This is a genomic window from Micromonospora globispora (assembly GCF_003857015.1).
Taxonomy (GTDB): Bacteria; Actinomycetota; Actinomycetes; order Mycobacteriales; family Micromonosporaceae; genus Micromonospora; species Micromonospora globispora.
In genome coordinates, this window is record NZ_QGGF01000387.1 from 38,873 (window position 1) to 51,748 (window position 12,876).

14 protein-coding genes are annotated in these 12,876 nt (G+C 67.9%); 2 read left to right on the forward strand and 12 right to left on the reverse strand.

All coding sequences use genetic code 11. The features are described from left to right. Window positions 1-197 precede the first annotated feature (197 nt). A complete protein-coding gene (locus DKL51_RS20140; RefSeq protein WP_207786366.1) occupies window positions 198-464 on the forward strand; it encodes a hypothetical protein in 267 nt (88 codons plus the stop codon). Next, the gene (locus tag DKL51_RS20145) at window positions 455-1,246 is read left to right on the forward strand and encodes a hypothetical protein (RefSeq protein ID WP_123809792.1); all 792 of its coding nucleotides are present in this window, start codon (window positions 455-457) and stop codon (window positions 1,244-1,246) included. Before DKL51_RS20140 ends, DKL51_RS20145 begins: the two co-directional genes overlap by 10 nt. Here the strand turns inward: DKL51_RS20145 and DKL51_RS20150 are convergent. The 12 genes from DKL51_RS20150 to DKL51_RS20205 form a co-directional block, all read right to left on the reverse strand. After that, window positions 1,227-2,669 (reverse strand): aldehyde dehydrogenase, encoded by a 1,443-nt coding sequence (locus tag DKL51_RS20150; protein WP_109966233.1) that lies wholly within the window; start codon window positions 2,667-2,669, stop codon window positions 1,227-1,229. The two genes, DKL51_RS20145 and DKL51_RS20150, sit on opposite strands and share 20 nt — an antisense overlap. After that, entirely contained in the window at window positions 2,666-2,875 is a 210-nt protein-coding gene (locus DKL51_RS20155; protein ID WP_109966324.1) for a tautomerase family protein, read from the reverse strand. The genes DKL51_RS20150 and DKL51_RS20155 overlap by 4 nt, the downstream gene beginning before the upstream one ends. 5 nt (window positions 2,876-2,880) lie before the next feature. Next, window positions 2,881-3,663 (reverse strand): 2-keto-4-pentenoate hydratase, encoded by a 783-nt coding sequence (locus DKL51_RS20160; protein WP_109966234.1) that lies wholly within the window; start codon window positions 3,661-3,663, stop codon window positions 2,881-2,883. Beyond that, entirely contained in the window at window positions 3,663-4,853 is a 1,191-nt protein-coding gene (gene dmpG / locus DKL51_RS20165) for a 4-hydroxy-2-oxovalerate aldolase (protein WP_260428590.1), read from the reverse strand. Before dmpG ends, DKL51_RS20160 begins: the two co-directional genes overlap by 1 nt. Continuing rightward, a complete protein-coding gene (locus DKL51_RS20170) occupies window positions 4,807-5,802 on the reverse strand; it encodes an acetaldehyde dehydrogenase (acetylating) (RefSeq protein WP_109966236.1) in 996 nt (331 codons plus the stop codon). The genes dmpG and DKL51_RS20170 overlap by 47 nt, the downstream gene beginning before the upstream one ends. Further along, entirely contained in the window at window positions 5,799-6,602 is an 804-nt protein-coding gene (locus DKL51_RS20175; protein ID WP_109966237.1) for a 2-keto-4-pentenoate hydratase, read from the reverse strand. Before DKL51_RS20175 ends, DKL51_RS20170 begins: the two co-directional genes overlap by 4 nt. Before the next feature lie 22 nt (window positions 6,603-6,624). After that, a complete protein-coding gene (locus DKL51_RS20180) occupies window positions 6,625-7,593 on the reverse strand; it encodes a PDR/VanB family oxidoreductase (RefSeq protein WP_109966238.1) in 969 nt (322 codons plus the stop codon). Next, on the reverse strand, window positions 7,586-8,257 hold the full coding sequence (locus DKL51_RS20185) for an HAD-IA family hydrolase (protein WP_109966239.1): 672 nt from the start codon (window positions 8,255-8,257) through the stop codon (window positions 7,586-7,588). The genes DKL51_RS20180 and DKL51_RS20185 overlap by 8 nt, the downstream gene beginning before the upstream one ends. Next, window positions 8,257-8,505 carry a hypothetical protein gene (locus DKL51_RS20190; RefSeq protein ID WP_109966240.1) on the reverse strand — a complete coding sequence of 83 codons (249 nt, stop codon included), beginning with the start codon at window positions 8,503-8,505 and terminating at the stop codon, window positions 8,257-8,259. Before DKL51_RS20190 ends, DKL51_RS20185 begins: the two co-directional genes overlap by 1 nt. A 40-nt stretch (window positions 8,506-8,545) precedes the next feature. After that, on the reverse strand, window positions 8,546-9,802 hold the full coding sequence (locus DKL51_RS20195) for an aromatic ring-hydroxylating oxygenase subunit alpha (protein WP_109966241.1): 1,257 nt from the start codon (window positions 9,800-9,802) through the stop codon (window positions 8,546-8,548). Window positions 9,803-9,870: 68 nt separating this feature from the next. After that, the gene (locus DKL51_RS20200) at window positions 9,871-11,682 is read right to left on the reverse strand and encodes a PEP-utilizing enzyme (protein WP_109966242.1); all 1,812 of its coding nucleotides are present in this window, start codon (window positions 11,680-11,682) and stop codon (window positions 9,871-9,873) included. An 88-nt stretch (window positions 11,683-11,770) separates the two neighbouring features. Next, a complete protein-coding gene (locus DKL51_RS20205; protein ID WP_109966243.1) occupies window positions 11,771-12,874 on the reverse strand; it encodes a PEP/pyruvate-binding domain-containing protein in 1,104 nt (367 codons plus the stop codon). Between the last annotated feature and the right edge of the window lie 2 nt (window positions 12,875-12,876).

Genomic DNA, 12,876 nt, shown 5'->3' on the forward strand with positions numbered 1-12,876 from the left:
GCTCGTCCACAACGGCCCGAGACCACGGAACACCCGGGCCTTGCGCGTCTGAGTCTTTGAGCCGGGAGCGGTTTGAAATACCCAACCAACCGAGGCTAAGTTGATCAACTCTCAGGAGGTTGGAGCACGTGAGTACCCCAGGACTCAAGCCTGGCCGAAAGCCGCGGAAACGCCTGGCTGCGTCGGAGAAGTAAGAGGTGTTCGTGCAAATCCTCACCGGGCAGGCTACCCAGCGGGAGGCCGCCGACAAGTGGGGCGTTGACCGCTCTACGGTGATCTCGATCTGCCGGACCGCGAAGCAGGGTGCCCTGGATGCGCTCGCGGTGGCGGTGCCGGGCCGGCCCGGGCAGTCCGTGGAGGCTGCCGAGTTGGCGGCGGCGAAGGCGGAGATCGAGCAGCTGCGGGCCACGGTGACCGAGCAGGCCGTCGTGCAGCTGCACCAGGGAGAATCGCATTGGGACTGACTGCCGGCCTGGTCCCACCCCGGGTGGACGCGCGCGTCAAGGCCGGTCTGCTCGCCCTGGTTGAGCACGCGCTGGCGAAGGGCTGGTCGCTGCGGCGCGCGGCGGCGACGCTGGGCCTGGACCACATGCGGGTGCTGCGCTGGCAGACCCGCGCCGCCGCGGGCCGGATCGACGACCTGCCTGGCGGGCCGGCCGAGGCGCTGCATGCGCCGCTGCCGTGGGAACGCGACGCGGTCGTCAAGCTGGCCGAACAGTGGCTGAGTATCGACCGGTCGCATCGCGAGCTGGCCCACCGCGGTTCCCGCCTGGAGCACGTGTCCGAGTCGACCGTGCCGCGGGTGCTGCGCGATGAGGGCATCAGCGTGCCCGAACGCCCAGCAAGGCCACGGCGGCCGCGCCGCGGGCTGCCCGACTGCGCCGACCTGGTCCCCGGAGTCATCTACATCTACGACTTCACGCACTTCGCCGGCGTCAAGGGCGCGGTGATAGCGGTGATCGACGTGGTGTCCCGGTACTCGCTGTCCACCGTGGTGTCCGCCGAGGAGACCTCCACCCAGGTTGAGGTGGCGTTCACCCGCGCCCTGGTCGAAGACGGCAAGGCACACCTGCTCGACGGGCCGCTGCTGGCCGAACTCGCCAGCGGCGTCGTGCCCGATCACGACGGGCTGCCGGTGCTGCTGGCCATGAGCGACAACGGCCCGCAGATGACCAGCAGAGCCACCGCCGTGTTCCTGGCCTCGGTGCGCATCGCAGTGGTGCCTTCTACCGATCGATCTGCATGACGATCGCCTTGGGTTCTGTGAAGAACTCGCGGCTGAAGTTGCCGCCTTCGCGGCCGACTCCGCTGTCGCCGACGCCGCCGAACGGTGTGCGCAGGTCGCGGATGAAGAAGCAGTTCACCCAGACCGTTCCGGCCCTGAGCCGCGATGCCACGCGGTGTGCGCGCGAGAGGTTCTCGGTGAACAGCATGGCGTTTAGGCCGTAGCGGGTGTCGTTAGCGAGGCTGATGGCCTCCTCCTCCGACTCGAACCGGTTGACGACGCAGACCGGACCGAAGATCTCCTCGCAGTACGCGGGGGCGGTCAGCGGCAGGTCGGTGACGATGGTCGGCCGTACCAGCCAGCGGCCGTCGGGGTCGACGCCCCCTGTGAGTACCTTGCCGCCATAGAGGCCGATACCGTCGACGTACGACGCCACCTTGTCGAAGTGCTTCTTGCTCGCCAGGCTGGAGAACTTCGTGGACGGATCGAAGGGGTCGCCGATCGTCAGCGCCTCGGCGGCGGCTACGAACCGCTCCATGAACTCGTCGTAGATGCGGGAGCCCACGAAGAGCCGGGAGCCTGCCAGGCAGATCTGGCCGGAGTTGCAGAAGATGGCCTCCACCGCCCAATGCACGGCGTTGTCGATGTCGGCGTCATCGAAGACGATGTTGGCCCCCTTGCCGCCGAGCTCAAGGGAGATGGGCGCGAGGTGGGCGGCGGCCGATGCCATCAGGTGCTTGCCCGTCGCCGAGGATCCGGTGAATGTCACCCGGTCGACCCGGTCGTCGGCTACCAGCGACGAACCGGTAGGCGTGCCGTGCCCGTTGAGGACGTTTATGACGCCGGGAGGAAGGCCCGCCTCCGTGGCGAGCCTGCCGAGCATCGTGACAGATGCTGGCGTGTCCTCGGAAGGCTTGATGATGCAGGTGTTGCCCCAGGCGATCGCCGGGGCGACCTTCCAGCTCGCCATCATCAGCGGGAAGTTCCAGGGACTGACGGCGGCTACGACGCCTGCCGGTCCGTACTCGCTGTAGGTGTGGTGCCCCGAGTCCATCGGATACACCTCGCCGCAGTGGTCGCGCTGATGGTCGGCGAAGAAGCGGAAGTTCCACACCGAACGGCCGACGTCGTGCCTGGCCTGGGCGAAGGGCTTGCCCATGTTGCGGGTGTCGAGGGTGGCGAGCTCGTCTGCCCTGTCAGCCATCACGTCGGCCAGGCGGTGAATGGCGGCCGCGCGCTCGACACGCCCCAGGCGCGGCCAGGGGCCTTCGTCGAAGGCGCGACGGGAGCTCGCGACGGCACGCGCGGCGTCCTCCGGTCCGCCCTCGGCGGCTTCGGCCCACACCTCCTGGGTCCAGGGGTTCCAGACCTCGAAGGTGGCGCCGTCTACGGACGGCACCTCCTCCCCGTCGATGACGTGGCCGAAGAACTGTCGCTCGCTCATGACGTGCCTCCCTGCTTCTGCTTTCGTTCGGCGATGGTCACGTCGCCGGCAGCCCAGTGCGTGTCCGGCACTTCACGGACGACGACGCGGACGCTTTCGAGCGGGGCATCGATCGCCTCGCAGGCGGCTGTCGTCAGGCTGCTGATCAGGGCGCGCAACTGGTGGGCGCTTCGGCCCTCGGTCAGGGTCACCTCGATGAGCGGCATCGTGCTCACACTCCCCCGTTGATGAAGATCGAGCCCAGGTTGGTGAAATGGACGGCGATCGAAGATCCGGGCGGTGCCGGTACGGCGTCCGTCATCCCACCGGTCAGGACGATCCAGCCGGGCTCCAGGGCATGGCCACGCCGGGCCAGCTCGTTCGCCGCCAGGGCAAGGGCCTCTCCTGGGTGACCCTGCACCGCGGCCCCGGTCGCGGAGTCGACGATGACCCCGTTCACCTCCACCAGGGCCGCCTCAAGGGTGAGGTCGATCTCCGCAGTGGGCAGCCCCACGGGGCCGGTGACGAAGGCACCTGAGGAAGCGTTGTCAGCAGCCACGTCGCCGGCCTTGAACCGGAAGTTCCGGTAGCGGCTGTCGATGATCTCGGCCCCGCCCCACACCGAGTCGACGGCCGCCATCGCCGTGGCACAACTGACTCCCGGGCCACTCAGACGGTCCCGCATGACGAACACGACCTCGGGCTCGATCCGGGGATGGATCAACCGCGACTGCGGCACCGGCTCGCCCGCCGGAAGCAGCATCGCATCGGTCAGCCACGCGACGAAGGGGACGTGTACGCCCATGCGTTCCTGCTTGGCCTTGCTGGTCAGGCCGAGCTTCACGCCCACCAGGGTCTCGCCTCGTGCCAGTCTGGCCTGGAGGTTCAGGTCCTGGATCTCATAACCGGTGTCGAGGTCGAGCTCGGGCCACTCGTCGGTGAACGGGGGTCGGTCGACCCGCTCGTCCTCGCAGCGGAGCAGCTCGGCCGCGACCGACGCGACATCCCAGGCCATCAGCGCACCCCCGCCGCAGCCAGGTCTCCGAGCTGCTGCTCCTCGGACAGCTGCAGCGCGACGTCGATGATCATGTCCTCCTGGCCGCCGACGTAGCCGAGTTCGCCGACGCGCTGCAGGATTGCGTGCGCCGGCACGCCGTACCGCTCGGCCGCTCGCTCAGCGTGCAGCAGGAACGACGAGTAGACGCCTGCGTAGCCCTGGGTGATCGAGGCCCGGTCCATCCAGGGCAGCCGGGGAATGAAGGGACGCACGACCTCCTCGGCAGCTGACAGCACCTCCCCGAGGTCGACACCCGTGCGGATGCCCATGCGTTCGAAGGTCGCGGCGAGCACCTCCGTGGGCGAGTTGCCCGCACCGGCGCCGAGGGCGCACAGGGCACCGTCGATCTGCCTGGCGCCTGCCTGATAGGCCAGGACCGAGTTGGCGATCCCCATGCTCAAGTTCTGGTGACCGTGGAAGCCCACCTGGGCGCCGTCGCGGCTGACCTCGTCGATCACCGCCTGAATCCGCTCCTGGGCATCCGAGAGCACCAGCGCGCCGGCGGAGTCGACGACGTACACGCACTCGGCTCCGGCATCGACCATGATCCGGGCGTTTTGGGCGAGCACCTGGGGCGACGCCCGGTGCGCCAACATCAGGAAGCCGACCGTCTCCATCCCGAGATCGCGAGCCTCCGAGAAGTGCTGGATGGATACGTCAGCCTCGGTGCAGTGCGTGGCGATCCGCGCAACCGACGCACCCGCCGCGTGCGCCCGCTTGAGATGCTTCACTGTGGCCAGCCCGGGCAGCATGAGTACGGCGATCTTCGCCCGGGTGGCCTCGTCCACAGCGGCGGCGATCAGGTCGAACTCATCCACCAGGCTGAACCCGTAGTTGAAGCTGGAGCCTCCGAGTCCGTCACCGTGGCTCACCTCGATCACCTGGACGCCGGCGCGGTCCAGCGCGGAGACCACGCCGCGTACCTGCTCCTCGGTGAACTGGTGACTCATTGCGTGCGAACCATCACGCAGCGTGGAGTCGGTGATGCGCAGATCCGTCGGTCCGCCCGCGGTGGTCGCGTGCGCGAGCACCTCGCTCTCGGTGACGTCGCGGCCGACGACCGGCGCATCCTCCGGTCGGATACTCATGTCGCCCATGCGCTCAGACCCCTGCTCTCTCGGGTGCGGATGCGTCGGCGGGTTGCTCACCGAGCTCCGAGGTGGACTTCCACGACGTCGCGATGCCGAGCCGGTGGGCGACCAGGAGGTCACCGACGCGGGCCGCCGCCGCGGTGATGATGTCGAGGTTTCCGGCGTAGTCGGGAAGGTAGTCGCCGCCGCCTTTGACCTCGATGGGGATGAAGACTCGCGCCTGTCCGCGCCACGTCGACCGGGCGGGGTCGAACTGGGGGTCGGACCGCAGGTGATAGCCGGATACGTATTCCTGGACGGTGCGCACCATCGCGTGGATCGACTCGAGGATCCGGTCCTGGAGCGCCCCCGGCTCGCCCGCCTCCTCGGGGATCGCACAGAAGACCGAGTTGCGCATCATCAGCGGCGGCTCGACAGGGTTGAGGATGATGATCGCCTTGCCCTGCTCCGCGCCCCCGATCACCTCCACCGCGGCGGCCGTGGTCTCGGTGAACTCGTCGATGTTGGCCCGGGTCCCCGGACCGGCCGAGCGGCTCGAGACCGAGGCCACGATCTCGGCATACGGCACCGGGACGACGGAGGACACCGCGTGCACCATCGGCACGGTCGCCTGGCCCCCGCAGGTGATCATGTTGACGTTCGGCGCGTCCAGGTTGAAGGACAGGTTCACCGGCGGACACAGGTAGGGACCGACGGCTGCCGGAGTGAGGTCGACGGCCAGGATGCCTGCCTCTGCGTACCGTGGCGCGTTGGCCTGGTGGGCCCTCGCCGAGGTGGCCTCGAAGACGATGTCGGGGAGCTCTTCCTGGGACAGCAGCCAGTCGACCCCCTCGGCGCTGGCCTCCAGCCCGAGCCGCTTGGCCCGCGCGAGCCCGTCGGAGGTGGGGTCGACCCCGACCATGAAGCGGGGTTCGATGATCGTGCTGCGGCGCATCAGCTTGAACATCAGATCCGTACCGATGTTTCCCGGTCCGACGATCGCCGCCGTCGCCTTGGTCTTGCTCATCGGGTGTCCTCTCGGCTGCTGGCGAAGCGGGCGGTGACCGAGCCCAGGCCGGCGAAGGTGGCAGTGAACGTGTCGCCCGGGTCGACCGGAACCATGGCGCACACCGAACCCGGCAGCACCACGTGACCCGCCTCGAGCGTGACGCCGCGGGCGCCGACGGTGTTGGCCAGCCAGACCAGGGATGTCAACGGGGAGCCGAGCACCGCGCCGCCTGCGCCGGTGCCGACCACGGCGCCGTTGCGCGTCATGACGGCGCCCGCGAGGCGCAGGTCCACCTCGGTGAGCGGCGTCGGGGTGGACCCGAGCACCAGCGCCCCGGAGCTCGCGTTGTCGGCGATGGTGTCCGCCAGACCGATCTTCCAGTCCGCGATCCGGCTGTCGACGATCTCGAGGGCAGGCAGCACGAAGTCCACGGCGGCGATTGCTTCCTGGACGGTCACACCCGGTCCGCGGAGCGGATGCTTGAGGACGAAGGCCACCTCCGGCTCGATGCGGGGCTGCAGGAACCGGTCGAGCGGAATGGGCGCGTGCTCGAGGAAGAAGAAGTCGTCCAGGAGATGGCCGTAGTCCGGCTCGTGCACCCCCAGCATCCGCTGCATCGCGGCGCTGGTCAGGCCGACCTTGTGGCCCTTGACAGTCCGTCCCGAAGCGAGCCATTCCTCGACCTGGAGGAGCTGGATCGCATACGCGTCCTCGACCCCGAGGTCGTCATGCGTGCCGGTCAGCGGCGCGATCGGCTTCCCGGTCGCGTAGGCCTCGATCAACGATCGGGCAGCCGCTGACCTCAACTGCTGGTCCATCAATGGTCTTCTCGCTTCCTGGTCACAGCTCGAGTTCGAGCCGCGTGCATGTCGGGCGCGAAACGCAGATGAGCATCCGGTCCATGGTTGCTTTCTCCTTCTTGGTCAGCACGAGGTCGCGATGATCGACGGTGCCTGAGTGGACCGGGGTGATGCACGACCCGCAGATGCCGTCACGGCAGTCGTTGTCGACCTCGACACCCAGTGCGAGCACGACCTCGAGGATGTTCGCCTCCGGCGCCAGCCGGAGCGTGTGCCCGGACTTGGTGAGGACCAGCTCGTAGTTGTCGGCGTCGAGCGCCGCGGGCTCGGTCGACTCGACCCCGGCACGGCTGAACAGCTCGAACCGGACGATGTCCTGGTCGACGCCCTGGATCTTTTCGGCTGCGCCCTGGACAGCCCGGAGTAGCCCCAGGGGTCCGCATACGTAGACCAGGCCACCCTCGGGGAGCTCCTTGACGAGCTGCTCGAGGTCCGGCCGGCCGTCGGCGTCCTCGGCGAGGAAGGTGACCCGGTCACCGAGACCTGCCAGACGTGAGCGGAACGCCATGGAACCGGACGTTCGGCCACCGTAGGTCAGGTGGAAGGGGTGACCGTCGCGGTGCAGCCGCTCGGCCATCGCCATGATCGGGGTGATCCCGACCCCGCCGGCGACCAGTGCGTGGTAGGGCGCTTCCTCGAGGACGAAGTTGTTCTTCGGCCGGGTCACCAGCAACCGGTCGCCCACGCGCAACTCGTCGTGCACGAAGCTTGACCCGCCCCGGCTCTCCGGCTCGCGAAGCACCGCGATCTGCCAGGAGGACAGGTCGTCCGGGTCGCCGCACAGGGAGTACTGCCGGGTGCTGCCGTCCGGGACGTAGACGTCGATGTGGGCGCCCGGCTCCCACTCGGGCAGCGGGTCGTCGCTCTCGATCCGCGTCAGCCGGACCGACACCACTCCCTCGGCCTCCCAGGTCATCTGGGCGACCCGGAGCTCGCGCTGCTCAACCATCTCTGCCCTCCTCCATTACCGGCAGACCCAGGAGCTTGCGGACCTCGGCGTACGAAGCATCGGGATTGGCGACGTCGAACCACACTGACGGGATGCCCAGCGCTTCGGCCCCCCGGATGTTGGTGGCCTGGTCGTCGAGGAAGACCATGTCGGCGAAGGCGACCCCGAGTCGCTGGGAGAGCAGCTCGTAGAGCCGCGGTGCGGGCTTGAGGTGCCCCTCGATCGACCCGTCGACGACCACGTCCACGTCACCGACAATCTCGATCTTCTCGATCCAGTCCTCGGAGTGGAACGCCCGCAGGTCGTTGGTGAGGATCCCGACCGGGATGCCTGTGGCCCGGGCATCGCGGACCAGGGCCCGCGCCTGCTCCCGCACGAGCGCAGGCCGAGCAGGCTCATACAGATGGGCGATCATCGCGCGTATGTCCGGCTCGTGCCCGCCCGACTCGTGCCACTGCGCCGCGCGCGCGGCCCAGTAGGCGCGCTCGGTGATCCGCCCCGCCTGTAGGTCCTCCCAGGCCGGGTCCGGCTGCTCCGCCGCGGCCAGCGGGCCACGTTGATTGAGCAGCGCGTACGCCGGCGTCCCCGATTCGGCGGCGGCCAGCTCGAAGGGAGTCAGCAGCACCGGACCACCGAAGTCCAGCACGAGAGCGGGGCTCGTCATCAGTGCTCCGGCTCCTCAATGACGGCGCGGTCGAAGAGCACCACGTTGCCGGTCCACCGGCACTCGGCACACCAGGTGAGGAAGACCCGGTCCTTCCCGCTCCACCACTCCGAGGTCAGGCCGCGCTCCAGCGACGCGGAGCAGCGCGGACAGAATTTCGGCCTGTCCAGGAGGTGGTGGGCGGCGTCGGAGGCGAACCAGTCGCCCGGTGGCGGCAGGCGATGCGGGTCGGGAGGCAGCGCGGGCATCGGCCCGTGATGGGCCCCGCGCCGTGCTTCCTCATCGAGGTCACGCACCGGACCCGACCTTCTCGCGTGCGGCTGCCGCGTCACGATGAAGTGCGAGCAGCTGTTCACGGATCGGGCTGTAGCGCATCGAACCGCCGTTGATCCACTGGTCGGTGAATGCGGTCCCGGCGCCGAACTTGTCCTTCTCGCACGGCAGCTCGATGATCTCGTGCTTCTCGCGCACCACACCGGGCGGGTCCTCGCCGTCCTCGACCGCGGCCATCGCTTCCTTGAACATCTTGCGCAGCATCGCCACCCCCTGGTCGGAGCGTCCGAGATGCTCCTGTGAGCGGTCGGTGATGGCGCCCTGGGAGACCCAGGCCATGACGTCCTGGCCCTCGACGTAGTCGGTGATGAACTCGCCGTTCTCGTCGCGGAACGGGTATTCGTAGACCACGGGGCGTTCCTGCTTCTCCCACACACCACCCTCGGGGTGGTGGACGGAGTAGAACAGCTTCCAGGTCGTGGTGTCGTCGATGGGCACCCGGATCTGCATCTGGTCGATCCACATCCCGCCGACCCGCATGCCGTAGGGGAACATCAGCGGGTGGCCGATGGCCCAGTCGTCGTTCTCCTCGGTGTGTCCCTCAAGGACGCGGCGCTTGATGATGCCGTACTCGAACTCGTCGAACGCCACTTTGATGTGCTTCTTCTGGAACGATTTCGGGGCATCGAAGCCCTGGGTCTGGCCGAGGAACTCAAAGTAGTAGCCGTGCAGCCACTCGACGTGGTGCGGGTCGACGGAGTTCTCCATGATCTGGAGCCAGTTGCACGGCAGTGTCGCCACGCCCACGTCGCGGATCCCGTCGAGGACGTAGACATCGAACCGCGGCAACTCGGGCACCGGCGCCGGACCGACGTACACCCAGACCATGCCGCCCATCGTCTGCGCGACGCCGGCCTTGGCCTTGATCTTGTCCCGGAACGTGGTGTTGTCGTTCTCCGCGGGCTGCTCCACGCACTGCCCACTGAAGTCGTACTTCCAGCCGTGGTAGCCGCAGCGGATGCCGTCCTCGTGCACCACGCCGTAGGTCAGCGACGCACGCCGGTGCGGACAGGCCTCGCCGATGATCCCGTACCTGCCGGACGGGGTCTTGTAGAGCGTCCAGTTCTCGCCCAGCAGCCGCACCGTCTTACTGGGCTTGGTGTCGAAGTCCTGCTCGAACGCGATCGGGTACCAATAGCGGCGCAGCAGCTCGCCCATCCGGGTGCCGGGACCGACCCGGGTCAGCTCTTCGTTCTGCTCGACAGTCAGCATGAATGTTCTCCTTCGCGCCTGGTGGTCTCAGGTGGTCTGCGTGGACTGGGGAGAGCGCAGGTGCGCCCTCACTCCAGGACCGTGACCTTCCCGGTGTTGCCGTCGACCCGGATCAGCTGTCCGGTCCTGATGTTCTTGGTCCCGAACGCGGTGCCGGTCACGGCGGGCAAGCCGTACTCGCGGCAGACGATGGCTGCGTGGCTCATCATGCCGCCCACGTCGGTCACGGTCGCCTTGATCTTCCCGAAGATCGGTGCCCAAGACGGTGCCGTCAAGGGGGCCACTAAGATCTCGCCGTCCTCGATCTCGCTGATCTGGTCGGCGGAGAAGATCACCCGGGCCGGACCCTCGACGAGGCCCGGGGATGCGGCGAAGCCGCTGAGCTCCCCGTCGGCACCACCCTCGCCCGAGCTGAGCCAGGCCGAGACAGAGTCCGACGTGATGCCCCAGAGCATGACCGTGAAGGGCTCAGTGACCACCTCCGGCGGGATGCCGAGCGCAGGCGGCGCCGACCACTGCTTGAGCGCCTCGTGGATGCCGCGGCGGCGTTCGATCTCCGCCGGCCAGTAACCCGGCCCACGCGACGGCGCTCCGACGGCCCAGCCCGCGTAAAGGTCCCACAGCACGTCGGACACCTCAGCGCGCTTCAACATGAAGACGTCGTCGGTGTTCACGATGAAATCGGCCGCCTTGAGCACCTTGCCGACGTCGCGCATCTTGCGCCACAGCACGGAGTGTGCCCAGTGCTCGACGTAGAAGTTGTGGTTCTCGACGTACGGAAAGACGGTGCGCGACAGACCGAGCTTGGCGTCGAACGCCTCCCGGTCCTCATCGGAGTCGAGCAGTTCGCGGTATTCGGCGACGACCCTGTCGCGCTCGGCGTGCAGGGCCTGGATCGGGCGGTCGAGGTCCACGCCGTCCCTGACCTTGGTGATGTAGTCGGCGATGTAGCCGACCGGAACCTCGACGTTCTCGATCCAGATCTTGTCGGAGTGGTAGAAGCCCGAGCCGGTCGAGAAGTTGAACCACGGCTCGGCGGCCTTCTCCCACTCGGCGATCCAGGCGCGGCCCGCCTCGTCGGACTTCAGCTTCTCCCAGGTCGTCGCCACGTCGCCCGCGTCGAAGCGGTCGTCGATGCCCGAGCTCACCGCCAGCCGCGCGAGCTTCTTGAGCTCGTCGTCGGGCCGGAACAGGTCGACATCGACACCGGCGACCATCTTGGCGATGGCCAGGTCGGGGATCGAGGGGAAGGCCGTCTTGCAGAAACCGAAAAAGTCCAGGTACGCGGCGTAGCCGAGGTTGAGGAACTCGAAGTGGTACTGCCACAGGGTGAGGGCGAGGTCGAGGAGGCGGTGGTACGACGCGAGCAGCTCGTTGCCCGATCCCTTGCCGACACCGGACGTGATGACCTCGAGGTCCTCGAACTGCGGCAATGGCTCCAGGCGGAGCTCACTCATCTCCTTGACAAGGTCACGGATCTTGACCAACCAGTCGTCGTACAGCCGGTTCCAGTTGCCGAAGTAGAAGCCCGCCCGCTCCATGAACAGCGGCACGCGGCTCTCGATGTCCTCGGGCGGCGCCGGTACCGGGCTGAGGTACACGTAGCCGTTGAGGATGCGGAAGTCGACGCCGTACGCCGGCGGGATGATGTAGTGCCGCGTGTTGTACTGCGACAGGGAAGCGAGCGCGAACTCCAGGAACGTGGTGTCCCAGGGAGTCAGTGCCTCGGGCCAGTGCACGCCGTCGTGGAACCAGAAGGCGCCCTCCTCGTATTCGCGTCGTTCCTCGCAGAAGAGCGACGAGTAGGTGTAGAGCTCCTGCCAGCCCTCCGCCCCCTCGGGCGTCTGGATCTCGAACGGGCTGGGGAAACGATCGGCCATGGTGGCCTCCTCAGGTCAGGCAAAGCGGGTGGTGGAATGGTGAATCTCTGCCGCCGGTACCTGTGGCGGGCGGGGTCCCGATCTCGAGTCAGGCCGGCAGTTTCCGCCTTCTCGCGTACAAGGGATTGACCAAGGTGTCGACGATGGACGCCGTGGCATCGGTCTTCGCTCCGACGCGGTGGCGCTTCTTGCTCCACACCGTCTCGGGACGGGCCTGCAGCAGTACCGCGTCCTCGCCCGCAGGGAGGTCGTCGTCCACGGCCCATTCGATGTCCTGGGGACAGCCGTAGTGCTTCTCGGCAGCTCGGGCGAGCTTGGCGATGGCGACGATTTCATCGTCCGTGAGCGACGGCACGTTGACCTGGTCGTCCGGCAGCTGCACCCGGCTGACCCGCGGACAGTGGGAGCCCTCAACCTCGGTCAGGAGGTGCGCGTGCGTCTTGGGGCTGATGATGCGGCGGTTGATCGACCACATCACCTTGTCGACCAGGAAGTTGTCGGGGGTGACGTCACCCGAGACGACACCTTCACCGAAGCCCCAGGCCGCGTCGATGCAGATGCCGGAACGGTCACCGTTGGTCGGGTCCAGGGTGAAGGCGACCCCCGCAGCCCGTGGACGGATCATCTTCTGCACGGCGACGGCCATGTCCACCCGGTCGTGGTCGTAGCCCATCTCGTTGCGGTAGGTGATCGCCCGTTCGGTGAACAGGCTCGCCCAGCACCCACGGACCTTCTCGAGCACGTCGTCGATGCCGCACACCCACAGGTAGGTGTCGTGCTCACCGGCGAACGAGGCGTCCGGCGAGTCCTCCACCGTTGCCGAGGACCGTACGGCGACCGGCACGTCCTCGGTGCCGCATAGGGCGCAGAGGTCGGCGTACATCTGCCGGAGGCGGTTCTCGTGCTCCTCGGACAGCCTCCAGCTGCGCACCATCTCGCGGGCCCGGCTCGCCGCACTCACCAGGGCGGTCTGGTCGTCGGTGTCGACGTTGGTGATCAGGTCCTTGATCCGGGGCATCAGGCCCGAGCCCTGCTTGGCGTCGGCGAAGACGTCGATGGTGACCGCGAAACCCGGCGGGACCGGGAGGCCGGCCTGGCTCATCGTGCCGAGCGAGGCGCACTTGCCGCCCACGAGTGGGTGCTGCTCGGTCACGAGGCATTCGAAGGGGATGGCGGTGAGACGGTCGGGCATGG